The 24358-nt window shown below is 66.5% G+C and carries 23 protein-coding genes and 2 pseudogenes; 16 read left to right on the top strand and 9 right to left on the bottom strand.

Annotation, left to right across the window (positions count from 1 at the left end; translation table 11 throughout):
• Positions 1–30: 30 nt before the first annotated feature.
• Both Q8814_RS06995 and Q8814_RS06990 read right to left on the bottom strand, forming a co-directional pair.
• Positions 31–1641 carry a glycoside hydrolase family 13 protein gene (locus Q8814_RS06995; RefSeq protein WP_330151297.1) on the bottom strand — a complete coding sequence of 537 codons (1611 nt, stop codon included), beginning with the start codon at positions 1639–1641 and terminating at the stop codon, positions 31–33.
• 56 nt (positions 1642–1697) lie between these two features.
• A complete protein-coding gene (locus Q8814_RS06990) occupies positions 1698–2090 on the bottom strand; it encodes a globin (protein WP_330151296.1) in 393 nt (130 codons plus the stop codon).
• A gap of 186 nt (positions 2091–2276) precedes the next feature.
• Between Q8814_RS06990 and Q8814_RS06985 the strand changes: the two genes are divergently transcribed.
• The 3 genes from Q8814_RS06985 to Q8814_RS06975 all read left to right on the top strand — a co-directional run bounded on the left by Q8814_RS06985 (position 2277) and on the right by Q8814_RS06975 (position 3693).
• Positions 2277–2903: an HNH endonuclease gene (locus tag Q8814_RS06985; RefSeq protein WP_330151295.1), complete on the top strand. Its 627-nt coding sequence runs from the start codon at positions 2277–2279 to the stop codon at positions 2901–2903.
• A gap of 63 nt (positions 2904–2966) precedes the next feature.
• Positions 2967–3233, top strand: coding sequence for an aa3-type cytochrome oxidase subunit CtaJ (gene ctaJ / locus Q8814_RS06980; protein ID WP_330151294.1), 267 nt, complete (start codon positions 2967–2969; stop codon positions 3231–3233).
• Complete coding sequence (locus tag Q8814_RS06975; RefSeq protein WP_330151293.1) at positions 3220–3693, top strand: DUF5130 family protein; 474 nt, start codon at positions 3220–3222, stop codon at positions 3691–3693. Before ctaJ ends, Q8814_RS06975 begins: the two co-directional genes overlap by 14 nt.
• A gap of 128 nt (positions 3694–3821) precedes the next feature.
• Here the strand turns inward: Q8814_RS06975 and pepN are convergent, their stop codons facing one another.
• Both pepN and Q8814_RS06965 read right to left on the bottom strand, forming a co-directional pair.
• The gene (gene pepN / locus Q8814_RS06970) at positions 3822–6404 is read right to left on the bottom strand and encodes an aminopeptidase N (RefSeq protein WP_330151292.1); all 2583 of its coding nucleotides are present in this window, start codon (positions 6402–6404) and stop codon (positions 3822–3824) included.
• A gap of 64 nt (positions 6405–6468) precedes the next feature.
• Positions 6469–7710, bottom strand: coding sequence for an NAD(P)/FAD-dependent oxidoreductase (locus tag Q8814_RS06965; protein WP_330151291.1), 1242 nt, complete (start codon positions 7708–7710; stop codon positions 6469–6471).
• Positions 7711–7878: 168 nt separating this feature from the next.
• Here Q8814_RS06965 and Q8814_RS06960 point away from each other — a divergent pair, with 168 nt between their 5' ends.
• Positions 7879–8496 carry a mycothiol-dependent nitroreductase Rv2466c family protein gene (locus Q8814_RS06960; RefSeq protein WP_330151290.1) on the top strand — a complete coding sequence of 206 codons (618 nt, stop codon included), beginning with the start codon at positions 7879–7881 and terminating at the stop codon, positions 8494–8496.
• A gap of 75 nt (positions 8497–8571) precedes the next feature.
• On the opposite strand, the gene Q8814_RS06955 is transcribed toward Q8814_RS06960, so the two are convergent.
• Positions 8572–9201, bottom strand: coding sequence for an iron-siderophore ABC transporter substrate-binding protein (locus Q8814_RS06955; RefSeq protein ID WP_330151289.1), 630 nt, complete (start codon positions 9199–9201; stop codon positions 8572–8574).
• Between the two features lie 46 nt (positions 9202–9247).
• Between Q8814_RS06955 and Q8814_RS06950 the strand changes: the two genes are divergently transcribed.
• The 3 genes from Q8814_RS06950 to Q8814_RS06940 all read left to right on the top strand — a co-directional run bounded on the left by Q8814_RS06950 (position 9248) and on the right by Q8814_RS06940 (position 11110).
• Positions 9248–10000 (top strand): hypothetical protein, encoded by a 753-nt coding sequence (locus Q8814_RS06950; protein ID WP_330151288.1) that lies wholly within the window; start codon positions 9248–9250, stop codon positions 9998–10000.
• Positions 9967–10458, top strand: a complete 492-nt coding sequence (locus Q8814_RS06945) for a vWA domain-containing protein (protein WP_330151287.1) — start codon at positions 9967–9969, stop codon at positions 10456–10458. Before Q8814_RS06950 ends, Q8814_RS06945 begins: the two co-directional genes overlap by 34 nt.
• 88 nt (positions 10459–10546) lie before the next feature.
• The gene (locus Q8814_RS06940) at positions 10547–11110 is read left to right on the top strand and encodes a GNAT family N-acetyltransferase (protein ID WP_330151286.1); all 564 of its coding nucleotides are present in this window, start codon (positions 10547–10549) and stop codon (positions 11108–11110) included.
• 162 nt (positions 11111–11272) lie between these two features.
• Here Q8814_RS06940 and Q8814_RS06935 read toward each other — a convergent pair whose 3' ends face one another.
• On the bottom strand, positions 11273–12178 hold the full coding sequence (locus Q8814_RS06935; RefSeq protein WP_330151285.1) for a LysR family transcriptional regulator: 906 nt from the start codon (positions 12176–12178) through the stop codon (positions 11273–11275).
• Positions 12179–12266: 88 nt separating this feature from the next.
• Here Q8814_RS06935 and mqo point away from each other — a divergent pair, with 88 nt between their 5' ends.
• The 5 genes from mqo to Q8814_RS06910 all read left to right on the top strand — a co-directional run bounded on the left by mqo (position 12267) and on the right by Q8814_RS06910 (position 17371).
• Positions 12267–13772, top strand: a complete 1506-nt coding sequence (gene mqo, locus Q8814_RS06930; RefSeq protein WP_408015850.1) for a malate dehydrogenase (quinone) — start codon at positions 12267–12269, stop codon at positions 13770–13772.
• A gap of 165 nt (positions 13773–13937) precedes the next feature.
• Positions 13938–14732, top strand: coding sequence for a hypothetical protein (locus Q8814_RS06925; RefSeq protein WP_330151283.1), 795 nt, complete (start codon positions 13938–13940; stop codon positions 14730–14732).
• 307 nt (positions 14733–15039) lie between these two features.
• Positions 15040–15570: a hypothetical protein gene (locus Q8814_RS06920; RefSeq protein ID WP_330151282.1), complete on the top strand. Its 531-nt coding sequence runs from the start codon at positions 15040–15042 to the stop codon at positions 15568–15570.
• Between the two features lie 63 nt (positions 15571–15633).
• A complete protein-coding gene (locus Q8814_RS06915) occupies positions 15634–16395 on the top strand; it encodes a hypothetical protein (RefSeq protein ID WP_330151281.1) in 762 nt (253 codons plus the stop codon).
• A gap of 46 nt (positions 16396–16441) precedes the next feature.
• Entirely contained in the window at positions 16442–17371 is a 930-nt protein-coding gene (locus Q8814_RS06910) for a hypothetical protein (RefSeq protein ID WP_330151280.1), read from the top strand.
• Between the two features lie 114 nt (positions 17372–17485).
• On the opposite strand, the gene Q8814_RS06905 is transcribed toward Q8814_RS06910, so the two are convergent.
• Positions 17486–17995: a hypothetical protein gene (locus Q8814_RS06905; RefSeq protein WP_330151279.1), complete on the bottom strand. Its 510-nt coding sequence runs from the start codon at positions 17993–17995 to the stop codon at positions 17486–17488.
• A 125-nt stretch (positions 17996–18120) separates the two neighbouring features.
• On the opposite strand from Q8814_RS06905, the gene Q8814_RS06900 reads away from it, so the two are divergent.
• Both Q8814_RS06900 and Q8814_RS06895 read left to right on the top strand, forming a co-directional pair.
• Entirely contained in the window at positions 18121–18903 is a 783-nt protein-coding gene (locus Q8814_RS06900) for a hypothetical protein (RefSeq protein WP_330151278.1), read from the top strand.
• 335 nt (positions 18904–19238) lie between these two features.
• Positions 19239–20414, top strand: coding sequence for an ATP-binding protein (locus Q8814_RS06895; protein ID WP_330151277.1), 1176 nt, complete (start codon positions 19239–19241; stop codon positions 20412–20414).
• A 243-nt stretch (positions 20415–20657) separates the two neighbouring features.
• Here Q8814_RS06895 and Q8814_RS06890 read toward each other — a convergent pair.
• Positions 20658–20936, bottom strand: a pseudogene (locus tag Q8814_RS06890) (IS1634 family transposase); the annotation flags it as partial.
• 252 nt (positions 20937–21188) lie between these two features.
• Between Q8814_RS06890 and Q8814_RS06885 the strand changes: the two are divergent.
• Positions 21189–21710, top strand: a pseudogene (locus Q8814_RS06885) (recombinase family protein); the annotation flags it as partial.
• Between the two features lie 139 nt (positions 21711–21849).
• Positions 21850–23376 (top strand): recombinase zinc beta ribbon domain-containing protein, encoded by a 1527-nt coding sequence (locus Q8814_RS06880; RefSeq protein WP_330151276.1) that lies wholly within the window; start codon positions 21850–21852, stop codon positions 23374–23376.
• Here the strand turns inward: Q8814_RS06880 and Q8814_RS06875 are convergent.
• Positions 23352–24179 (bottom strand): IS5 family transposase, encoded by an 828-nt coding sequence (locus Q8814_RS06875; protein WP_330151275.1) that lies wholly within the window; start codon positions 24177–24179, stop codon positions 23352–23354. The two genes, Q8814_RS06880 and Q8814_RS06875, sit on opposite strands and share 25 nt — an antisense overlap.
• Positions 24180–24358: the final 179 nt, after the last annotated feature.

Here is a 24358-nt window from a genome sequence, read left to right as displayed (position 1 = left end):
CCTCGTCGCCGGTGTTCGTCCGGCGGATGCTCAGACCAACCAGGCCGCGCTGTTGGCGGGCAGGCGACCGTCGACGACCGGCGCGCTCGCGACGATCACGGTGCCCGGAGGCAGGTCGACCGCCTCGTCGGTCGTGTTGAGGGCACATGTGAGCCCGCCTCCGCGACGGAACGCCAGACAGCCGGGTGGGCTGTCGTACCACGCAATCTCGGTGCCCGAGCACTCCGGCCGGGCGCGGCGCAGCTCGAGGCCCAGGCGATACAGCGACAGCGTCGATGCGGTGTCCTCGAGTTGCCGCTCGACGGTCAGTTCGGACCACTGCGGCGGCTGCGGCAACCAGCCCTGACCGGCCGAGGTGAACCCGAACGGGGGAGTACTGCCCTCCCACGGAAGCGGGACGCGGCATCCGTCCCGTCCGCGTTCGGTGTGGCCGGATCGTTCCCACACCGGGTCCTGCAGCGCCTCGTCGGGCAGGTCGACGTTCGGCAGGCCCAGCTCGGCGCCGTTGTACACGAACACCGTGCCGGGCAGGGCGAACACCACCAGGATCATCGCCCGGGCGCGGGCGAGGCCGATCTCGCCTCCGCCGTAGCGGGTCACCTCGCGATCGACATCGTGGTTCGACAGAGTCCACGTCGTGGTCGCCGACACCGGTGCCACCGCGGCCGAGCCCAGCTCTATCGCCTCACGGATCTTCCCGGCATCCCACGGCGCCAGTGTGAGATGGAAATCGAAACCCAGATGCAGCTCGTCCGGACGAAGGTATTCGGCGAACTTCTCGTGATCGTCCACCCAGATCTCACCGATCGCCACGGTCCCGGGTTTCTCGTCGAGCACCCTGCGGATCCTGCGGTGGATGTCGTGCACCGCGGGGTTGTTGAACCGGGGATCGGTGTCGTAGTGCTCGAGCAGCTTCGTCGTCTCCCACTGGTCGTGGTCGGGCAGGTCCAGCGGTTTCGCCATCCCGTGTGCGACGTCGATCCGGAAACCGTCGACACCGCGACCCAGCCAGAATCGCATCGTCCGATCGAGATCGGCCGCCACCTCGTCGTTTTCCCAATTCAGGTCGGGCTGTTCGGGGGAGAACACATGCAGATACCACTGACCGGGGCGGCCGTCCGGTTCGGTGATGCGGCTCCAGGCGGGACCGCCGAAGATGCTCGGCCAGTTGTTGGGCGGCTCGTCGCCGCCGGGTCCGCGGCCGTCGCGAAAGTGGTAGCGCGCCCGCGCTCGGCTGCCCGGACCCGCGGCCAGCGCCTCGTGGAACCACGGATGGTCGCGGCTCGTGTGGTTGGGTACCAGATCCATCACCACCCTGATGTCCCGCGAGTGCGCCTCGGCGATCAGGGCATCGAGGTCGGCCAGGTTTCCGAACAGCGGGTCGACGTCGCGCGGGTCCGATACGTCGTACCCGTGGTCGACCATCGGGGAGCGCATGACGGGGTTGAGCCAGATGGCATCGACTCCGAGGAGTTCGAGGTAGCCCAGGCGGGCGCGGATTCCCTCGAGATCGCCGACCCCATCGCCGTTCGAATCGGCAAACGAACGCGGATAGACTTGATAGACGACCGCATCGCGCCACCACTCGGTGCTGCGCGTGGACTCGGCTGCGGCGGGCGGCGCACTGTCGGCGGGAGACACGAGTCACATCGTGTCAGAGGTTTCCGCCCTCCACGAGTCGTACGTGCCGCGGACCGTCAGACCGGTGAGTTCATCATCGAGTCCGCCGCCATGTTCATGTAGTCGAGCAGCTGGCGCCGGTGTTCCGCGTCGAGGGTCTGCTCGTCGATCGACGCGATGGCGGTGTGCATGCACCGCAGCCACGCGTCGCGCTCGAGGGGACCGATCCGGTACGGGTGATGCCGCATCCGCAGTCGCGGATGCCCCCGTTCTTCCGAGTACGTCTGAGGGCCACCCCAGTACTGCTCGAGGAACATGCGCATGCGGCGCTCTGCCGGCCCGAGGTCTTCCTCGGGGTACAGCGGCCGGACGATCTCGTCGACGGCCACCTCCTCGTAGAAGCGCGCAGTGATCCTGCGGAATGTCTCGGCGCCGCCGACCGCGTCGTAGAAGGTCTGCCCGTCACTCATGTGTTCTGCTCACCATCCCTCTCGTCCCGCCATTGTGCCCGCTCCACCGAATCTCTTCGGACGGCAGGCGGGTGGACCGGGGACGAGACACCGCGAATTCACCGGTCCGACCTCGATCGGTCGTCCGATTCCGGGTGCGATTTCGGCCCATCCATGATCCACTGTTTCCAGTCTTTCGGAGGTCGTATGAAGCACGGCAACAGGGCACATCGACAACTCCCGCCCGCGGTCGCCCCCATCGGGGCTCCGGGGGCCAGCACTCTGCGCGTTGTGCGCGACGACATCGCCGTACCCGAGTGGGTCAAACGCCGGGTGTTGTTGCTCAACGCCACCTACGAACCGCTCACCGCCCTGCCGGCGCGGCGGGCGGTCGTCCTCATGGCGGGCGGAAAGGCCGACACGGTCCACGACGATCCGCTGGCTCCGCTGGTGCGGTCGGCGGGCTGGTCGGTGCAGTTGCCGTCGGTGATCCGCCTGCGTGCGTACGTCCGGGTGCCCTATCACGCGCGGGTCCCGATGACGAGGGCAGCGCTCATGCACCGCGACGGCAACCGTTGCGCGTACTGCGGATCGAAGGCCGAAACCATCGACCACGTGGTCCCGCGCAGCCGCGGCGGCGACCATTCGTGGGAGAACTGCGTCGCATGCTGCGCAGCGTGCAACCACAAGAAAGCCGACAAACTCCTCAGCGAGCTGGGCTGGACCCTGCGTGCCGTGCTGACTCCTCCGAAGGGCAGGCACTGGCGGCTCCTCGCGACGCTCAACGAACTGCATCCGACCTGGATTCCGTACCTGGACGAGGGCGCAGCCTGAACGGTGCCGGGAGATTCCGGGGCATGTGAGGCCTCGCGGAGCTACCTGGGCTAACGTTTGCGTGTGAGCATTCTCGAGACAACCCTGATATTCGTCGGCATCCCGTTGCTGATCACCGTAATTTTCGGCGGTCTGTCGTACATCGGGAGCAAGTATCCGGGGCCTGTGCCGGCCGAAAACCCGTACACCCTCGATCGGAAGTGGGAGTACGGGCCGGTGTTGTGGAGCGCAACGGACGAGCCGATCGCCCGTGGGCATCACGGGCATCACGGACATGTAGCCGGCGCGCCGGCGGAGCTGATCGGAGGGACCGCAAGTGGCAAGTGGTGATGTGATTCATAGGCCGGTGTCGACACCGGAGACGCTGCCGCACGGCGCTGCATTGACATCGAGCGGTCGTATCTCGGCGGTGCGTGGCCTGCGCCGCCCGTTCCTCGGAGTGCCCTTCACGGATCGCGACCTCGCCACTCTCGACGACACCCTCACGGCCGCGACCCGCGCCACCAAGGTGCGGTTCAACGTGTACATCGGCGATGCGGTATCCCCGGTAACCGCCACCGACGCGGTATTCCCGACGACCCCGGATGCGGCCCATTCGGTGCTCATCGCGGTGTATCCGAACCAGCGCGCCATCGAGATTCGCAGCGGCCGCGAGGTTGCCGGCCGGGTTCCCGATCGCGTCGCGCAACTGGGCGTCACCGCCGCCGTCGCCTCGTTCGGCCAGGGACAGCTTCTCGACGGCATCATCAGTGCCGTCCGCGTCGTCGCCAACGCGATCGTCGCACCGTAACGACTGCGCGTTCGCCGCTGTGTGCGGCTGCGGCTTCGCCGCTGTGTGGCCCGATGCCACCTTCGATCCGTTCAACGATTCGAAGGTGACATCGGGCCACCGGCGTTCGGGGAGGTCTGCGTCCCGGATCAGGGTGCGTCGAACGCGCGGGCCTTCAGCGATCGGACGATCCCTGCCCTGCCCTCGGTGACCAGCCGGCGCAATGCCGGCGGATGATCGCCGGAGAGGAACTCGTCGGCCGCTGCGACCGACTCGTCACTGATCGACCACGACGGGTACAACCCCACGACGACGGTCTGCGCGACCTCACTCGATCGGCGCTCCCACACGCCGGGCACGTCCGCGAAGTACCGACCCACATACGGCTCGAGCAATTCCGACTGGCCGACGGGAGCGAAGCCCGCGATGATCGAGCGGGCCATGATGTTCGGGATCGTGTCGTCACCGATCACCGATGCCCACACCTGTTCCTTGACCGCGGCCTGCGGCCGGGCCGCCCGAGCCGCTGCCGCCTGCCGGGCACCCGCAGCGGTCGGGTCGCGCTGCGCCTCCGCATCGATGAACGGCGACTCGGTGCCTTCCGTGTCGACCTCACCCGCTGCCGCGAGGGCCTGGACGATCCGCCACCGCAGGTCCGTGTCGACCACCAGGCCGGGCAGACCGACCTTCGCGGCGTCGGCCCCGAGGAGTTCGACGAGGATTTCGGTGTGCCACGGCGACAACCGTGCCGAGGTCAGGGCATTGACGAACGCGAGCTGATGATCGGATCCCGGCTCGGCCTCGCGGGCCAGTTCGAGCAGCCGGTTCGCGAAATCGGTCCAGCCGATCCGGTCCGCCCACGCCGGATCCGCGTAGCTGGCGATTGCGGTGTGCGCCTGCAGCAGCAGGCGTTGCACCACACCGACCTCCGTTTCGGCGGCGATCCCGCGTTGAACGAGCGCCACGAAGTCGCGCGCCTTCAACTCCGCCTGCCGGGTCATCTCCCACGCCGCCGACCACACGAGAGTGCGGGGCAGCGACTCCGCGATATCGCCGACCCGGTCGATGACCGTGGCCAGGGATTCGTCGTCGAGTCGCGCCGAACAGTAGGTCAGGTCGTCGTCGTTGACGAGCACGAATCGGCCCCGCGGGACCCCGACCAGGTCGGGCACCTCGGTGCGCCCGGTCGCGTCCACATCGATCTCGACGCGATGCGTGCGCGCCAGCTTTCCGCTGCCGTTGTCGTCGTAGACACCGATCGCGAGGCGATGCACACGGAACTCGCCGGCGCCCGGCAGCGCACCCTCCTGTACGACCGTGAATCGGGTGAATCGACCGTCGGCGTCTACTTCGAAATCCGGGCGGAGGATGTTCAGTCCGGTGGTCTTGAGCCACTGCGAACCCCACCCCGACAGGTCGCGCCCCGATGCCTTCTCGAGCGCGGCCAGCAGATCGTCGAAGGTCGCGTTGCCGTAGGCATGGTCGCGGAAGTAGTCGCGCAGACCGGCCAGGAACGGCTCCTGCCCGACATAGGCGACGAGCTGCTTGAGCACCGACGCCCCCTTCGCATACGTGATGCCGTCGAAGTTCACCTCGACCGCGGCGAGATCGGGAATGTCCGCGGCGATGGGATGCGTCGACGGCAACTGGTCCTGCCGGTAGGCCCAGGACTTCTCGACGTTGGCGAATGTCGTCCACGCGCTGGTGTATTCGGTGGCCGACGCCTGGCACAGTACCGACGCGAACGTCGCGAACGACTCGTTGAGCCACAGGTCGTCCCACCACCGCATGGTGACGAGGTCGCCGAACCACATGTGTGCCATCTCGTGCAGGATGGTCTCGGCGCGGCGCTCGTACGAAGCCCGGGTCACCTTGGACCGGAAGACGTAGTCCTCGAGGAACGTCACGGCTCCGGCGTTCTCCATCGCGCCCGCATTGAACTCCGGGACGAACAACTGGTCGTACTTGCCGAACGCGTACGGCACCCCGAAGTTGCTGTGATAGAAGCCGAATCCCTGCTTGGTTTCGGTGAACAACCGCTCGGAGTCCATGAACTCGGCCAGCGACGCCCGGCAGAAGATGCCCAGCGGGATCGTGCCGTGCTCATCGGTGTACTCGTCGGTCCATTGCGCGTACGGACCCGCGATCAGCGCCACCAGGTAGGTGCTCATCCGCGGTGTGGTGCGGAAGACGTGCCGTCCCGGCTCGGCGACGGTGGTCTGGACCGTCTCGGCGTTCGAGATCACCTTCCAGTCCGCCGGTGCGGTGACCGAGACGTCGAAGCCGGCCTTGAGATCCGGCTGGTCGAAGCATGCGAACATCCGCTTCGCGTCGGCGGTCTCGAACTGCGAATACAGATAGACGGCATTGTCGGTGGGGTCGACGAACCGGTGCAGACCCTCACCGGTGTTCGTGTACAGGCAGTCGGCGTCGACGACGAGTTCGTTGGACTCGGCCAGTCCGGTCAGCGCGATACCCGTGTCTTCGGTGTAGTCCGACACGTCGACCGGTGCGCCGTTCAGGGTTGCCGAGTGGACGGTCTTCGCGATCAGATCGATGAAGGTCGACGCGCCCTCGGTGGCGTCGAACCTGACCGTGGTGATCGAACGGAACGTCGTGGTGCCCGGTGCGCCCGTCCCGTCGGTGAGGTCCAGTTCGATGCGGTAGTTGTCGACGGTCAGGACCGCAGCCCGTTGCGCGGCCTGCTCGCGGGTCAGATTCGGTGGTGCCACAGTAGAACTCCTTGCTCACGACGGGATGCCGGTCGCCCTCCATCCCATCATGAGCAGCACCCACTTACGGCGCGACGTCGGACAACGGCACACCGGAGTCGGCGAGCCGCGCCTCGTCGACCGCCGACCCGGCGGAGATCAGCGCGCGGATGTCGTCACCGGCGTCCCAGATGTTGACGTTCATCCCCGCCCGGACCCGGCTGTCGCTGTCGACCCAGAACGCCAGGAACTCCCGTCCGGCGACGTCGCCGCGTGTGACGACCCGCGCATCCGGCGGTGCCAGGCCGACATATTCCATGCCGAGGTCGTACTGGTCGGTGAAGAAGTACGGCAACCGGTCGTAGGTGGCGGCGACGCCGAGCATCGTCGCGGCGGCCGTGGCCGGCTGGTTGAGGGCGTTGGCCCAGTGCTCGACCCGGACGTGGCGCTTCAGCACCGGGTGTTCTGCCTCGGCGATATCACCGACGGCCACGATGTCCGGGTCACTCGTCGCCATCGACGCGTCGACGAGTACTCCGTCGTCGACCGCCAGGCCTGCGTCGCGGGCGAGCTCGATGTTGGGCCGCGCGCCCACTGCGACGAGCACGGCGTCGGCGGGTACGGTCGTGCCGTCCCCGAGCAGGATGCCGGTGGCACGTCCGTCGTGTGTGACGATCTCGCGCACCGAGGTGTTCGTCCTCAGGTCGACACCGTGCGCGCGGTGCAGGTCGGCGAACACCGCACCCATTTCCTCACCGAGTGCACCGAGAAGGGGTTGCTTCGCGGACTCGACGATCACCACGCCCGCGCCGCGGCCGCGGGCATTCGCGGCGATCTCCATGCCGATCCATCCCGCCCCGATGATCGCCAGCCACCCCGCGTGGTCGGTGTCGCCGTGGATCGCGGCGAGCAGCGCATCGGAATTCTCGACGGTGCGCAGTACGTGGACACCGGCAGCATCGGCGCCCGGAATCGGGAGTGTCCGGGGAGTGGAGCCGGTCGCGAGCGCGAGCTTGTCGTAGTGCTGGGAGGAACCGTCGGGCAGCGTCACGGTGTGCGCGGCCGGATCGATCGCCGTGATCGTCGTGCCGAGGCGCAATTCGACGCGGTGATCCCGATACCAATCGCCGCGTTGGACGGTGAAGTCGAGCAGTCGTTTGGACCCGGCGAAGTAGTCCTTCGACAGCGGCGGCCGCTCGTACGGCAGATGCTCTTCGGCACCGAAGAGCACGACGTGCCCGGGAAAGTCCCGGGCACGCAGTTCTTCGGCGATCTTGGCGCCGGCGAGACCCCCGCCGACGATGACGAACGTTTCTTCGCTGGACATGGACTGCCTCCGGTGTCACGAGTGTCGGTCCTGGCCGGTCGGTCTCGGCGGTACGGCTGATCTCGACGGTACGGCGTGGAGCGCGCCGTCGGCGTCGTTCGGGAAGAATGACGCGCTGCGGGAAGTTGCATCTTCCGTAACCCGATAACGAGCGCTGAGGAGATCTTTGTGAGCGACCCGAAGGCCAAGGACACTGCTGATTTCTGGTTCGATCCGCTCTGCCCGTGGTGTTGGATCACGTCCCGGTGGATCCTCGAGGTGGCCCAGGTCCGCGACATCGAGGCCCGCTTCCACGTGATGAGTCTCGCGGTGCTCAACGAGGGCAAGGAGCTGCCCGAGGACTACGCCGAGATGATGAAGACCGCGTGGGGCCCGGTGCGGGTCGCGATCGCCGCCGCACAGAAGTACGGCGACGAAATCCTCGCCCCGCTCTACACGGCGATGGGCACCCGCATCCACCACGAGGGCAACGAGGATCTTCCGCAGGTCGTAGCGGCATCGCTTGCCGAGCTCGATCTCGATGCCTCGCTCGCCGAGGCGGCCGATACCGACACCTACGACGATGCGTTGCGGGCGAGCCACGCCGCCGGCATGGACGCGGTCGGTCCCGACGTGGGAACCCCCACGATCCACGTCAACGGTGTCGCGTTCTTCGGCCCGGTGCTGTCGAAGATCCCGCGCGGGGAAGAGGCGGGCAGGGTGTGGGACGGCGTGGTCGCGCTCGCCGGCTACCCGCACTTCTTCGAACTCAAGCGCAGCCGCGACGAGGATCCGAACTTCGACTGACGGAGTGGGTGTCCCTCCGCTCCACAGGGATCGGAAGGGACACCCACTCGGAGTGCTGTGGCGGGAGAGTGAGCGTCAGCCCAGAGCCTTCTCGACGTCGTCGAGGATGATGTTCGCACCGACCACGCCGATACCGACCATCCAGGTTTCGTCCTCGAACTCGAAGGTGTTCCCGCTTCGGACCGCGGGCTGCGTTCCCCAGAGGCCGGTCACAGTGCCCATCGTGGAAGCGTTCGGGTCGCCGGCGGGATTGGTGAAGAAGACGACCTCTCCGTCGATCCGGGTGTAGTTCTCGGGGCTGAGTTCGAGCATCGAGTACTCGTTCCAGTCACGCTCACCGAGGTCGAAGCCGACCTGAGTGAGGATCGATCCCGAGAACGTGCCGGGGCCGTACAGGCGGAAGTCGGCCGGCCGGAAGCGCACCATCGACGCGGTTCGGCCCTCCGCTCCGATGTCCTCGCCGACTGCGGCGGCGCGTTCCTCGACTCCGGTGAGCAGGGCTTCCATTTCGTCGCTCTCATCCACTGCCGGGGCAGTGATGCGGGCCTGCTCCTCCCAGTCGGTACCCGAGTTCACCGAGAAGACGGTCGGGGCGATGGCGGAAAGGGCGGGGTAGAGCGCTTCGTGGCGCACCTGCGCGCCGATGATGAGGTCGGGTCGCAGAGCGGCGATGGCTTCGATGTCGGGCTCGGAGGTCCGGCCCACGATCGTGGTCCCCTCGAGCTTCTCGGCGAGGTAGCGGGGGACTCCTGTGGCCGCGCTCGACTCGGTGGCCCCGACCGGCGTGATTCCGGGTGAGCGGACTCGCCCGCTCGTGGAGGAGAAGTTCGGCGTCGACGTCGTCGCCGAGTGCACGCAGATCTGGCGTCAGGTCCTCGCTCTGCGTGACAGCGACGAGGAGCAGTTGTTGGCGTTGTCCGAGCAGTGGTGCCAACTGCTTCCGGATGCGGATCCCGACAGTGGAAGTGGGGCAGGCCCCGGCGATGCCGGCGACCGACTCGAACTCGGCACCGGGATCGGCTCGGGCTGGACAGATCTGCTGCGCGACCTCGCTGCGGAGACCTCCGCCGAGGCAGAGCTTGAACTGCACCAGGCGCTCGGTCCCCAACCGACACCCGAGAAGCGCGCCGACAACACCCAACGCGACCTCGCCGCGGCCGCGGCCCGAGCGGTGTTCGACGCGAAGGCCCTCACCCGCATCCGGAACCGGCCGCCCACCGACGTGGAGATCGCCGAACGGGCCGCGATCGTGCGTCGCCTCAGACGCGCGCCCAGTACGAAGCGCCCCGCCGGGTCACCGAACACGTGGCCTATCCGGCGGGCAAGGCCCGTACGAGCGGACTCGTCCAACGCGCAGCGCAACGCGCCAACGGGCAGGTCGTCACCGCGACCCCCTGGGGCCGCAATCGGCGCAAGGTTGCCGAGAAGCCGCCCCTGCACGTCGGAGTCGTCGTCGATGTCTCCGGATCGATGGACCGCTGGCTCCCTGCGGCCGGGACGGTGATCTGGTCCCTCGCGGAGGCTGCGGCAGAGCTCGGCGGCACCGCAGCCGCCACCGGTTTCGGTGGCACCGTCACCGCGCTGCTCGGACCTCGCACCCGCGCGAACCGGGTACCCGTCGTCCCTGGTGGCTCCTCCTCAACCGGGTGCGCCGAGGCGATGTCCGCGGTCACCGCCGGCGCCGATCTCACCACCGCCTTTGGGGCCCGCGTCCTCGTCGTCCTCACCGACGGTGGACTCCCCAGCCATGAAGCCGCGGCCATTGATGAACGCGTGCGGTACCTACGCCGCCACGGCGTCCAGGTCGTGTGGGCGCTGACCGGTGACCGCGAGCGAGCCTCGGTCATCCCCGAGGACACCACGGTCGTCGACCACGTCACCCCGAACGCCTTCGCCGGACTCGTCTCCGACGCGATCGCCACCGCACTCGAGCGAACTCACCGCTCCCGTGCGGTGGTTTGACAGTGGCGGCGGTTCGGTACGTCGCAACTTCCTAGACGCCGTTGACCAGTGCGCGTGCTTGTCGGGGCGCTCCGTACGGTTGATGGCTGTGACTCTGCGACACCTCGGAACAGACCCCGATTCCGGCCCGCTCGAGCAGGAGGTTGAGCGCTGGTATTCCGCGGAGGATGCACGTGGCTGGATGGGGGAGGGGTTCGACGCCCACAGTTTCCTGGAGCGCATCAGCGGTCCGTGCACCAGCGCCGTCGACTACCAGTGCCGCACCCACAGGTGCACGACTCTCGGATGGGTGCTGTTCGACGACGCCAATCGTCCGGTGGCATTCATGGGCGGGGATGTGATGGTCGAGAGGTCTCTGACCGAACACAACGATGGATCGATGATGTGGGAGGAAATCGGGCCACGGACGCTGGGATTCACGTACGTCGTCGCTCCGGAGCATCAACGTAAGAGGCACGGACCCACGCTCGTGCGCGCAGTTCTTGAACACCCTGACCTGGCTGGCGTCGATGTTCTGAGCTGCTCGATCGATTGGAAGAACGAGGCCAGCTTGAAGTTGATCCGAGGAATTCTCGAGTTCCGGGAAACGGGAGGCGACGAGAAGTCCGCGTTCTTCGCGTACGAGAAGTCAAGCAGGCCGCACCCCGAATGAAGGCTGTTCGTGGGAGCGCTGTCCGCCCACACCGACGGTTCGTGATGCCTGGTCAAGGGCGCAGTCAGAGGCTTCGTTCCAGAGCAATTCCCGGCAATTTCCAGAACTTTGATGGCGGTCACGCATCCGCAGTCGATCGGGGTCGGAGCTCTACTCGATGTCTCAAGGGGTGCTCAATCGGTGTGTCCACGCGGTGATGTGGGTGTGTAGTCGGTTCACCGCCGGTGACGGGTGGCGTGTGCCGATCGCCAGGCCGATTGCCCGATCTGCGATACCGGTGACACGAAGCGTGGTCACTCCGGTTGTCGCGGTCTCGGACGTGGGCAGCAGCGCAATCCCGAGTCCTTGCGCCACCAGCGCCCGTATCGTGTCGAACTCGCTGATTTCGAACGCGATATACGGGTCGAACCCCGCTTCCGCGCAGCACTTTTCGAGTTCCTTGCGGATGTGGTAGGAGGGCGGACTGGCAATGAAGTGCTCGTCGGACAGTTCACCGAGGTCGACGCGTTTACGGTGCGCGAGCCGGTGAGTGTCCGCCACGTGGAGCAGGAGTCGCTGGTGTCCCAGGATCGTGGCGGGAAGGTCGTCCGGGGGCGGGATCATCACGGCGAGATCGAGTCGGCCTTCGCGCACCAACTGCGCGAGCGCCTGCCCGTGTGCTTGAACCAGGTGCAGGCGGATGCGTGGAGCGCTGCGGTGAAACTCCGCGAGCAGGGACGGGACGCTGACCGGCCCCAGGGTGAGGGGGAATCCGAAGCGGACTACGCCACTGTCGGGGTCGGCGTGACTGCGGACGGTCGTGATCGCCTCGTCGAGTTCCCGAATGATCGATTCGGTGCGTTCGTGGAGTTCGCGTCCGGCGGTGGTCAGCGCGACGCCGCGCCCGACCTGCTGGAACAGCGGTACACCCAGAACCTGTTCGAGTGATTTGATGCGGCGGCTGACCGACGACTGCGGCACGCCCAGGCGGTCGGCGGCGTGGGTGATGTGACCTTCTCTGGCTGCGGCGTCGAACGCAGCCAGGAGCGGGACGACCGATGCCGTGTCGTCGGACAAAGACCAATCCATATTCGGATGGTAATGCATATGAAGTCTCATTGGACGGATGGATTGTATGCGCGCACTCTGGAAGCACCCATGAATCGAAAGCAGGTGTGTGACCGTGACTATCCGTCGATCTGCCAGTAGGGCAACACAGTTCGGACGCAGCTATGACGTTGTACTGATCGGCGGCGGCATCATGTCGGCGACGCTGGGGGCGTTGCTCACCAGGCTCGAGCCGGACTGGTCGGTGCTCGTCCTCGAGCGCCTCGACGACCTGGCCCAGGAGAGCAGCGCGCCGTGGAACAACGCGGGCACCGGCCACGCCGGACTGTGCGAGCTGAACTACATGCCAGATCCCACCGACCCGTCCCGGGCCGAGGAAATCGGCCGGCAGTTCCGGCTCTCCCGCCAGTTCTGGGCGACACTCGTCGAAGCAGGGGATCTGAGCGCCTCGTTCGTGAATCCGACACCGCACATGAATGTGGTGTTCGGCGCCCGCGATGTCGCCTACCTGCGCCGCCGCTACGAGACCTTGCAGCGCTCACCGCTGTTCTCGGCCATGCAGTACAGCGAGGACCCCGAAGTGATTGCCCGGTGGGCGCCGCTGGTGATGGACGGGCGCGACGATCCCGGTCCGATCGCCGCGACCCGCCACGAGGCCGGCACCGACGTGGACTTCGGTGCCCTCACCCGTGACCTGATTCGCGGTATGCGCGATCGGGGCGCCGAAGTGCGGACCGGGCACGAAGTGACCCGGCTGCGCCGCACACCGGACGGCTCCTGGACAGTGGCGGGACGGGCCGGCACCGGCGGGTTCTCGGTGCGCTCGCGGTTCGTGTTCGTCGGCGCCGGCGGACACGCGCTCACGCTTCTCCAGAAAGCACGCATCCCGGAAGTGCGCGGCTACGCCGTATTTCCCATCGGTGCCCAGTTCCTGCGCACCGACAACCCGGACCTAGCATCCCGTCACGAGGTGAAGGTCTACAGCCAGGCCGACGTCGGTGCCCCGCCGATGTCGGTGCCGCACCTGGACAAACGGGTGATCGACGGACACGACTCGCTGATGTTCGGCCCTTACGCCACATTCAGCACACGCCTGCTTCGACATGGGCGACTCACTGATCTGTTCACCACCATCCGACTCGGCAACCTTGCTCCTCTGATCGCGGTCGGCATCCAGAACATGGGGCTGGTCCGTTNCCTNGTCGGGCAGCTCCTGGCCTCCCGGCGTCGGAAGCTGAAGCAACTGCGCCGATTCCACCCCGCTGCCCGTGACGGCGATTGGTCGTTGATCGATGCCGGTCAACGGGCGCAATTGATCAAGCCTCATCCCCGCAAGATCGGGGTGTTGACCTTCGGCACCGAGGTCGTCACCGGCGCCGAAGGCACTATTGCGGGTCTGCTCGGTGCCTCGCCCGGGGCCTCGATCGCTCCAGCAGTGATGGTCGAGGTGTTGACCACGTGTTTTCCTGATCGGAGCCGGCACTGGCAGCCGACACTTCAGCGTTTGATGTCGGGTCTCGCGCAGCCAGGTAACGCCGATCAAGCAGGTGACGCCGATCAAGCAGCGGCTGATGCCATGTTTTCCCGGACCGGACACATTCTCGGCGTTGCGTAACAACGCTCGTGCCGATTCTCGGAACGACCACGGGGTCACGAACCCTTTCGAGTTCGTGACTCCGCTGGTCCCAGTTCGTGGAACTGCACCACATACCCTCTGCTGGAGAAGCTGCCGCGCATGATGCCGGGCACCTGATGCTTCCCGCAGAATGTGAGGCCCTCCGTGACCGAACCGACCGTGCGTCACCCGATCAGCATCGAAGACGCCACCCGTCTCGACCCCGCCCAGATCGCTCCACCGATCGTCGTCACCGACGGTGAGCACACCGAGATCGGTGCCGCCCATGGCCGCGTCCTGCCGTTGATCGGCCACCGCCGCCCCTACATCTACGACGTGTCGCTGCCCGACAAGCGCCGCGTCTACGCCGACACCCCCGAAGATGCGATAGCGGCCATCATCGGCGGTGACTACGCCGAGAAACTCGCCGCCCACCGTGATCTCGAATCGTCGAACGACGACACCGCGATCGACGAGGCATGGCTGGCCCTGGCCCGACTCCGGCACGCCCACCCCGACCAGCTTCGGCTGGCCCTGCAGCAGCAGATCAACGACCTCGCCCACCGGGACGGCAGCTGGGACCACCTCGACGACCAGGAACAGCAGCAGCTGACCAAGGCCGCGGACCCCGACGGCCCCTACCAGGTGGGCGTCCTCGAGGAAATCCCGTTCGTCGACGAGGAAGACAACCTGCGCACCCGGATGGCAGGTGTGTGGTCCGCGCGGGTGTCGCTGGTCCTCAACACCGGTGACTACGACCCCTACTCGAACACACCGATCCCGCTGTCGGAGATGACCCGCGACGGCGTGGTCGTGCCGGGGGACCCGAACCTGGTCGTCCTCGACCTCGGCGACAGTGCCGCCTATCTGGAGTCCCTGCAGAAGGCCGGCTGGCTGACGATGTCGGTGTTGCCGGCCGAGCAGCCCGACCCGATCTTCCGGGGCATCAACCTGAACTGACCACTGTCCGCCGAGGTCATTGTCGCTGCGAGACGCCGTGATTCGACCTCTACGGCTGGTGCTGTCGGTGCATGACGCCAGGATGGACAGCAATCGGATCTGCCACACACCCCAGCGAGGAAGGAGTCGGCGCGGCCAGGAAGCCGCCGCCGGTAGAAGCATGGTTTGCAGAGAGAACAAGGCGAGGTCGACCGCAATCCGCCTCGCGAAGGAAATTAGCAAGGCACAGGGGCTGGGCTCACTGCACGATCGCGAATTGCAGTCCGCCATTCACGAGCGGCAGCACCACTTCGACGGTGCCCCACCGATGACTACCGAACAGCAGATCGCGTTCGTCGAAGGCCTGCGCCAGCAGATCGAGAACGATCCGTCGATCTCGGATCGGGAGAAGTACCGGCAGAGCTGGGATCAGCCCGGAGTGATCACCCGCCTCGACACCGAACTCGACCGGCTCAAGACCGGGATGTACACCGACCGCTTCGGCAACAAGACGCCGCTGACGGACGCACAGAAGAACGCCGGCAACCAACTGCAGGCGATCCAGTACCTCGGGACCATGGTGCCGCGCATCCAGTCCGCGAAGGCCATGTACTTCGAGATCAACGCTCGGCACACCGGCCGCAGCATCAGCGAAGTGCAGGCCGAGTGGGATTCGATCATGGCGCGCCCTGGAACCGGCCGCGGCAGCGTCGGTATCTCGTTGAAGGATTCGTGGCGCGACGATCTCGCAGTCGCAGGCCTGTCCACGCAGGGACAGGCCGACATCGGACAGTCCAAGCGAGCCCGGGATGCCCTCGCGGAAATGGAAGAGCGGCGCCTCGCGCACCTGGCGAAATAGCCGAGCCGCCCGACGATCCGCCCCGAGCACCGTCGTGTCTACCCGCAGTCCGACAACCCGAACGTGCACTGCGAGCAGTGCGGTCAGTTCGGTCACGAGCAGCCCGCCTGCCCGAACGGTGACCTCGCTGCCCGCCGGAAGGAACTGCAGGCCGAGCACCAGGCCGCCACCAACGCCCTCAAGGCCGCGTCGGTGCAGCAGGTTCTCGACTCGGGGCAGGATCCGGTCTATCTGCGCCGCGACGGTGTCGAGGTCGGCGGCGATGAAGCGCGCCGGCTCCTCGAGCAGGACCGCGACAGCTTCGCGGGCGGGCAGCCGATCACCACGGTCGCCGAAGCGAACGCGCGGCTGAAGGCCGTCGCCAACAGTGACGCCGAGCTGCAGCAGCAGATGGCGGCCCGCACCGGTGGGGTGTCGTCGTGGGTGCAGGAGGTCGCGTACAACGAGGAATCCGGCCTGATGATGGTCACGACCGCGCCGCGGCCCCGCAAGGACGGGCAGGTCTCGCCCGGAAAGACGTACCCGTACCGCGTGTCCAAGGAAGAGGCCGCGCAGATCCTCGCCTCCGATGAGGTCGGACGCGCGATCTCCAACACCGTCATGCGCCGCGGCAACGGCAAGACCAACGACGTGTACCACTGGGAAAGCGCTGCCGACGCGCAGGCCGCGCAGGAGCAGCGCAAGTGCCCGACCTGCGGGCGCTGGGCGTCGATGACGTCCTCACACACCTGCCCTGTCCCGGGTTCGGCGGCCGCCGACAACAGCATGTCCGATCGCGCGCAGCAGGCTCAGTGGCGCGCCCAGGCCCGCGCGGCACGTGAGTGAGGCCGGTCTGGAACCGCCGGCGCCGCCGATGCAGCGGGTGAACCTGATGTCGCAGCGTCAGTTCAAGCTCCACGGCGGTGGCATCGCGAATGTCCCGCCGCCGCGTGATGTCCGCGACCAGGTCGCTGCCGGCCGGGCCGCCGTCCCATCGGTGAGCTTCCGGTACCCCGAGGCCACCGTTTCCGGTCAGGCCACCGTGTGGCGTGACGAGTCCGGTGTAGATGTCGTGTCCCCGTTCCCGCAGGCCGGTGGTAACGGGATGCGCTGCACCTGCGGAAAGTTCAGCAGCGGTGGTCGCTGCGAGCACATCGGGAAGGCGCTGCACAGCCTCGGTGACGCGTACGGGGCCGTGCCGACCGGTGACACCGCGCTGCGGCCCGGGGTGTCGATGGCGGAGGTGCGTCGCGAGCGCACGTCGGACACCGCCTACGACGCGCCGCGCGCCCCGCTCGAGCGGATGAACTACTCGCGTATCCAGAATCTGCGTGCCCAGCGGCAGGACACCCACAAGGAGGGACTGTTCGAGAAGCAGCGTCGGGGCGAGCCGATCAACACTCCGTCGGTGAAGCCGCCGAAGGACAACGAGGGCCGGGCGGTCGCATGGCCGACGACGTTCGAACGGGAAGGGAAGGGTGGCGCCAACTCCGACCGCCCCACCGACCTCCACGACATTGCAGATGTGCAGTACCGGATCCGAGCCGCACTGTTCGCCCGCACCCGCACGCACTACTCGGTGCTGCGGGACAAGGACGGCGGGATGCGCATCACCATCCCGAAGGCACGGCGCGCGAAGGACGGCACCATCCCGTTCGCCGAGCGGGCCCGCCTCGCGGACACCCTGGGGATCCCGGCCCATCACTCCCGCGCCAACGGTGTCTACATTCCGGCGGATACGTCGTGGCGGCACGAGATGCTATCCCGGTCGTACGGTGACACTCCGCCGCCGATCCGGGCGGCCCGCTACACCGTTGCCTGACAGAAGAGAACTCCTGTGGCCCCGAAGGAAAACTTCGGGGCCACAGGCGTATTTGCTGACGATCGGGCTCACGTGTTTGGCGGATGCTCAAACGGTCCACCGGACTGTGCTGGGCTATCCGCGGATCACGATCTCAATGGACCCGACATCGACGCCGTACGTCTTCGCCAGCCCTGCCTTTGCCTGAGCAATGGTGAGGCCGGCTGATTCCGTTGTCTGGGCAGGTTTCGGAGTAGAGACGACACTGCTCATCTCCTGGAACTGAGCACCGACAAGGTTGATGCCAAGAGCGTCGAGGTTGGTGTAACGGACCGGGTTACGGTCGCCGGTCCACACATTGGGCTGGCTGATGCGGGCGTACTGGTTGAACTCGATCTTCCAGCGGCCCTCATCGTTGTCAGCCGGGCTGATACGAGAGATACGTCCGACGAGGAATGCGCTGCCGTGGGGTTCGTTGCCGTCGGCGTACGGCTCAGGATTGTGGGCGTTCTGGGTGCATACGAGCCACTCGCACTTCTTGGCGCGAGCGGGGTCGAGCTTCCATGCCTGGGAGCCGCCTTCAAGGACGATTGTCTCGGGGCTCTTGGCGGTGAATACGACGAGAGCGTTCTCGGTTGCGGTCATGAACATACAGTAGCAACTATCCTAAAAGTATCAAGTAAGTATTTTCTAAGTATCTCCCCGCCCTACATGGAGAACTACCTCGTTACCGTGCGCGGAAACCATCGGATCACCAAGGGAGACCGCTCGTGAGCAGCGCCATCGACACCTTCGACGACCACGACGTTGTCGACCCGAACGCCGGCCCCTGCACCGAAGAGGAAGCGCGCGAACTCGTCCGCGAAGTCGCCGAGGCAGCTGTCCGCTTCGAGGACGCGATGCAACAGATCTTCCGCCGTCGGGCGTGGGAGCCTCTCGGCTACGACAACCCGCAGGACCTGATCCTCGGCGAGTTCAAGGACGGCGGCCTGATCAACCCACGCACCGGCAAACCGTACGGCCGCGCGCATATCTACCGCATGGCCCGCACTGCCCTGTTCCTCCACGAAGTCTCCTCCCGCACCGGCGTAGATGCGACCGAGCTGGACGTCGCAGAGAAGGCGCTGCGGGCCGCCAGAGAGAACGGTGTCGACGACGTCACGATGCTCACCCAGATCGAGAACCGCGTCATCGCCGCCGCGGACAGCGGAGAGCAGCCCGACAGCGAGGCCGTGCAGGAAATCGTCGAGTCGGTAATCGCGGAAGCTGCCGGCCGCGCGCCCGCACCGCCGGCCGCGGAGTCTGCCCCGAGCACCGAACTCGCAGAAGCGCCGGACACCGGCGGCCCAACTCCCACCCCGCAGGTCCCCTCCGGCGCCGACGGGGACGTTCCTGCGGCGTCGGAAGGCGACGATCCGACCGACTGGCCGAACACCGATCCCCACCACGAACGCGACACCAGCGTCGACGTCAACGTGGACGATCCGTTCGGGGCGTTCGGCGCACAACCGACCGGTTCGATGGCCCCCGATGGAGGACAGTCATGGGCGTAAACCCTCGCTCGTACCGACGACTTCATCCGGTTCACCGACACCCTGCGGCTGATCAACGAGATGGGCCGCAAGCTGCCCGAGGTGTCCCAGGCCGCCGAGAAGCTGCCCGAGTTCCTCGACGCCTGCGACGATTCCGAACTGACGGCATTCTCCGAGGCTCTTTGACGACCTCGACATGCTGCTGTGCGAGATCCCGCAGATCCGTGAGGCGATCCGCGCCATCCAGGAGTGCAGCCAGGAGCGCGCCGAGATGATGTAGAGCTGCAAATCGGGGAACTTCGGGGGTCATATGGGAAGTTATGGGAAATCTTCCATAGTTGCCTATACTGTTCCATATGGATCTGGAACTGAACCCTTTCAAGCCCGGATCAGGGTTGCGTCCTCCCGCGCTGGAAGGCCGGGACAAACAGATCGAGGCGTTCGACTTGCTCGTCGCTCGAAGTAAGCGACGCAACTACGACCGGGGTATGGTCCTGTCCGGCCTGCGTGGAGTCGGTAAGACGACCTTGTTGAATACTCTCGCCGAACACGCTGACCGGGAGGGTTGGCTGACCATCGGTATCGAAGCGCGACCCAACGCTGCCGGTACCGCCGCTGTGCGCGCCAAGCTGGGCCAGGAACTGACTGTTGGCTTGCGCCGGTACAGCCGCAAGCACAAGATCCAGAAGCTCATCGACCCCCTGATCGAGCTGGCCCGTGGATTCTCCCTTGAAATCGGCCTCGGGCCGGCCACAGTCAACGTCGGCACCTCTCAACCCGCTGCCTCGAGTGGGGACATCGACCTCGACATCGAGGAACTCGTCGAAGCGATCACCGCCGCACTCAAACCGCGGGGCAGCGCCTTCGGCCTGTTCATCGACGAAATGCAGGACCTCGACGCTGACCTGCTCTCGGCGCTCTTGACCGTCCAGCACCGGGCTAGCCAACGCGAATGGCCGTTTTTCCTCATTGGCGCCGGTCTTCCCAACCTGCCTGCCATCCTGGCCGAGAACCGATCCTACGCGGAACGCCAGTTCCTCTACAGCACTGTCGGTCCCCTCGACAGAGGCGCCGCTGCCGATGCGCTGAGGATCCCGGTTCGTCACCACGGAGGTGACTTCACCGACGAGGCGCTCGAAGTGCTCGTCACTGCCAGCGGCGGCTACCCGTACTTCCTACAGGAGTATGGCAAGGCCATCTGGAACCTCGCACCGGAGGCACCCTTCCAAACAGAAGACGCAGAACTTGCCGTCGAGGTAGGGCGGCGCCACCTCGATGAAGGTTTCTTTCCTTCGCGGTGGAATCGGGCGACGGAGAGGGAACGTCGCTACCTGACGGCCCTCGCCGCCACCGGTGAAGATGCACCTCGGTCGGGCAAGGTGGCCGAGCTGATGGGGGTGACCGTCAGCGGTGTCAGCGACGTCCGTGAAACCGCGATCAAGAAGGGCCTGATTTGGGCGCCCGAGCACGGTCGGATCGCGTTCACCGTGCCGGGCATGGCGGATTTCATCCGGCGCCAACCTGCCGCCTGACCCGTGCACCCAGCTGCGGAACTGGAACACCCCCGTCGCTCGCTGTGAAATTTGTGTCATTACAACAACACAGCGAACGGCAGGATCAGCCATGAAGCGCAAGACCGTCGGCGGAGACGAACGAGACGCCTTCACCCGCGTGAGCCGCCGGGCCACCAACTGGAAGCCCGGAGAAGTCAAGCGGATCAAAAAACGCGCCAACCGCCGGGAACGTCGAGCAGTACGACCCGACTTAGGACATTTTTAGTACCCCGCGAAGCCGAGATCCACGAGAATTTTCCGTTGAGCGGCCGGGATCTGCGGCGGGAACGACTCGGTGGCCTCGTTGATGACGATCGTGGAGGTCCGCAAGGGCCGGAGCTGCTTGACGACATTGCCGATCGCCAGCCCGGCGTGGTCCTGAACCTCACGGGCGACGGCCAGCGCGGCGAACACGATGGTCAGGTGCGCCTCGATCGCACCGCGGGTGCGATGGAACATCGGTCGAGCTCGCAGATCGGTTTTCGACATCCGGAACGACTGCTGCTCAAAGTTCGGTCCATGATGCATCTGTAGCCGAAGGGCTGGAGGGGTGATGATTGGACTCGAGGGATTGCTGCGGCTGGTGGTCGTGGTGGAGCGACTGAGGCGGCAGCAGGCCGAGGGAACTGCAGGTGCGGAGGCCGGCGATGACGAGGCCGGAGCGGGTCGAGTGGGTAGACCTGCCTGTGCCGAGCCGGGTTGCGGCGGTGCGGGCGCTGACCGCGATGATCCGCCGATGCCTGGCGCGGGCGGATGAGAAAGGTGCGGCCGATGACGGAGCAGGGGCGGCCGTGGCCGGGCAAGGTGGAGGCGGAGCACACCGATCGGCTGGCGGTGATCTACGTACGGCAATCGACGATGCGGCAGGTGGCCCCGCACACCGAGTCGCTGCGGGTGCAGTACGGGCTGGTAGACCGCGCGATCGCGCTGGGATGGACCCGGGAACGGGTGAAGGTGATCGACGCCGATCTGGGGATGTCGGGAGCCACCGCGGAGGGGCGCCCGGGTTTCGCCGAGTTGGTGAGCGAGGTCGGTTTGGGGCATGTGGGAATCGTGCTGGGGGCGGAGGTGTCGCGGCTGGCCCGGTCCGGCCGGGATTGGTATCAGCTGATGGAGTTGTGCGCACTGGCGGGAACACTGTTGGCTGACAGCGATGGGGTCTACGATCCGGGCCAGTACAACGATCGGCTGTTGCTGGGGCTGAAGGGCACCATGTCGGAGGCGGAACTGCACCTGATCGGGCAGCGGATGGCGTCGGGGCGCCTGGCCAAGGCCCGCCGTGGGGAGTTGTTCTTCGCGGTCCCGACCGGATATGTGCTGCGGCCCTCGGGGGAGGTGGTCAAGGATCCCGACGAGCAGGTCCGCGCCGTGGTGGCGTTGATCTTCGACCTGTTCGACGAGTTGGGGACGCTGAATGCGGTGCTGGCGTATCTGGTCGAGCACGGTATCGAAGATCGGGGTCCGGTTGCGGGAAGGCCCGGACGCCGGGGAGCTGGAGTGGCGGCGTCCGAACCGGATGACATTGCAGAACATCGTGCACAATCCGATCTATGCCGGGATCTATATGCACGGGCGTCGTGCGATCGATCCGCGCCGCAGGATCGCGGGCAGAACCTCGACGGGGAAGGTGACCGTGCCGATGGAGCAGTGGAAGGTGGTGTTGCCGGGCCGGTTGCCCGCCTACATCGACGAGGATCGCTGGCGGGCCAATCTGGCACGGCTGCAAGCCAATCGGGCCACGGCCGGCACGCCCGGCGCGGTGCGTGAGGGTCCGGCGTTGCTGGCCGGGCTGCTGCGGTGTGGTCGGTGCGGAAGGAAGATGGCCGTGCACTACACCCACCGCCCCGACGGTGCCGTAAACGGATACTCCTACGGCTGCTCCCGCGCCCGATCCGACTACGGCCTGCCCCGCTGCCAGCACCTGTCCGGAGCTTGTGTGGATACCCATGTCAGCGCGGCACTGCTCGAGATGCTGGCTCCGGCAGCGTTGGAGGTATCACTGGAGGCGGCGACGGCGATCGAGGCCGAACGCGCACGGCTCGAGGCACTGTGGCAGCAGCGGCTCGAACGCGCCACCCACGCCGCCGACCGTGCGTGTCGCTGCTATCGGCTGGCCGAACCGGAAAACCGTTTGGTTGTGAGAACGTTGGAACGTGACTGGGAGCAGGCACTGGTCGAGCTGGAACGATTACGCGAAGACCACGACCGGTTCCTGGCGTCTTCGCCGCCGGTCCTGTCCCCTGCCGACCGCGACCGGATCCGGGTTCTCGCCGCCGACGTCCCCGCCCTCTGGCACGCCGCCACCACGACCAACGCCGATCGCAAACAGCTGCTGCGCACGGTGATCGACACCGGGACCGGGTCCGTGATCGGTGACAGCGAGCAGGTCACCGTCGAGATCGGTTGGGCTGGCGGGCACCGCACCGGTGGGCAGCTGGTCCGGCCGGTCGCGCGTCTGGAACAACTGTCGTACTACCCGCAGCTGGCCGCGCGTGTGCTGGAACTCGACGACGCGGGTCTGCCCGCCGCCCGGATCGCCGAACACCTCGACGCCGAGGGATTTCATCCACCCAAGAGATTCGAAGTGTTTGGGTCCCAATCGATCCGGGATCTCGTTCAGAGGCTCCGTGCCACCACCGGCCAACCCGGACACCGCACCCCGACACCCCCACCGCCCGGACGGCACACGTGGTGGATGTCCGATCTGGCCCGGGAACTGGCCATGCCGCCGGTCACCGTCTACAACTGGATCCGTCGCGGCTGGGTTACCGCCCATCAGCAACCCGGCACCCGGCGATGGATCATCACCGCCGATCCTACCGAGCGGGAACGACTCCGCGAACTGCGCCGACTACCTCCCGGCTATCACACCCGACGCCGCTGGCACCCCGACCTGCCTCCCACCGATCGCGACGATCACGCAGCCAAAGCAAAGTTATGAGTGCATTGTGCTTGACACGCCTCGACCGCATGTCGTTGCCGGTGGAGGTCTCGGTCGAATGCCGGCGGACGTCCACCGCCGGAGCCTCGGTTGCGGCGGTGGGAGAGCTGGTCGGACGGGATCGCGATGGTGGCCCTGATCCCACGACGGCGCAGATAGGACCGGTTCGCTCGGGAACTGTAGGCCTTGTCCGCCAGCACCCGATCCGGTCGCGAGCGTGCCCGACCCACACCGGATCGCGGTACTCGGATCGCGTCCAGAACCGCGGCGAACTGCGGACGGTCACCGTGCTGACCAGCGGTGAGCACCAGCGCGAGCGGTCGTCGATGCTGCTCGCACGCCAGATGCAGCTTCGTCGTCCATCCACCCCGGGAACGCCCCAACGCGTGATCGGCCGGTTCGGTCTCGATACCGCCGGGCGGTTCGACCTGCTCATTCCCGTGGTGGCGGGCCCCGGCGGCGTGCTGATGCGCCCGCATGATCGTCGAATCGACGCTGACGTCCCAGACGATCCCGCCGGACGCATCGGCCACCGTCTGCAACCCGGTCAGGACCTGCGCCCACACCCCGTCGCGTTGCCGGCGACGGAACAGCCCGTACACGGTTTGCCAGGGTCCGTACCGGTCCGGAACGTCCCGCCACGGAGCCCCGACACGGATACGCCACCGGATGCCGTCGATGAGCTGACGTTTCGTCCACTTCGGTGGACGGCCGATCTTCGTCACACGAGGCAGTAGCGGAGCCAACTGCGCCCATTGTGCGTCGGTCAGGTCCGCTCGCCTCGGTACCGCTACGCTGGGCACGAGGTCTCCGAGATATCAGGTTTTGCTTGGTCGCTAAACCCAGATACCGGAGGGTTGCGTCCATCAGAGTGGTGTAGAAGCCGGAGCTCAATGAGCTGACCGGCGTGTCGTAACCGGACGAAAGACGGTCACCGCGTGATTCTTCGAGAGAGCTACCAACTCGACTCGACGAAAGAGCA

The sequence above is a fragment of the Rhodococcus chondri genome (genome assembly GCF_036327435.1).
GTDB classification, from domain to species: Bacteria; Actinomycetota; Actinomycetes; order Mycobacteriales; family Mycobacteriaceae; genus Rhodococcus; species Rhodococcus chondri.
This window is presented reverse-complemented; position numbering and strand designations above follow the sequence as displayed.

Bases quoted from the DNA above. Each gene is read 5' to 3' on its own strand.
- Q8814_RS06990 (WP_330151296.1), bottom strand. From the start codon at position 2,090: ATGAGTGACGGGCAGACCTTCTACGACGCGGTCGGCGGCGCCGAGACA.
- Q8814_RS06905 (WP_330151279.1), bottom strand. From the start codon at position 17,995: ATGACCGCAACCGAGAACGCTCTCGTCGTATTCACCGCCAAGAGCCCC.
- Q8814_RS06895 (WP_330151277.1), top strand. From the start codon at position 19,239: ATGGATCTGGAACTGAACCCTTTCAAGCCCGGATCAGGGTTGCGTCCT.
- Q8814_RS06985 (WP_330151295.1), top strand. From the start codon at position 2,277: ATGAAGCACGGCAACAGGGCACATCGACAACTCCCGCCCGCGGTCGCC.
- Q8814_RS06920 (WP_330151282.1), top strand. From the start codon at position 15,040: ATGACTACCGAACAGCAGATCGCGTTCGTCGAAGGCCTGCGCCAGCAG.
- Q8814_RS06965 (WP_330151291.1), bottom strand. From the start codon at position 7,710: ATGTCCAGCGAAGAAACGTTCGTCATCGTCGGCGGGGGTCTCGCCGGC.
- Q8814_RS06935 (WP_330151285.1), bottom strand. From the start codon at position 12,178: ATGGATTGGTCTTTGTCCGACGACACGGCATCGGTCGTCCCGCTCCTG.
- Q8814_RS06945 (WP_330151287.1), top strand. From the start codon at position 9,967: ATGGACCGCTGGCTCCCTGCGGCCGGGACGGTGATCTGGTCCCTCGCG.
- Q8814_RS06910 (WP_330151280.1), top strand. From the start codon at position 16,442: ATGTCGCAGCGTCAGTTCAAGCTCCACGGCGGTGGCATCGCGAATGTC.
- Q8814_RS06880 (WP_330151276.1), top strand. From the start codon at position 21,850: ATGCGGTGCTGGCGTATCTGGTCGAGCACGGTATCGAAGATCGGGGTC.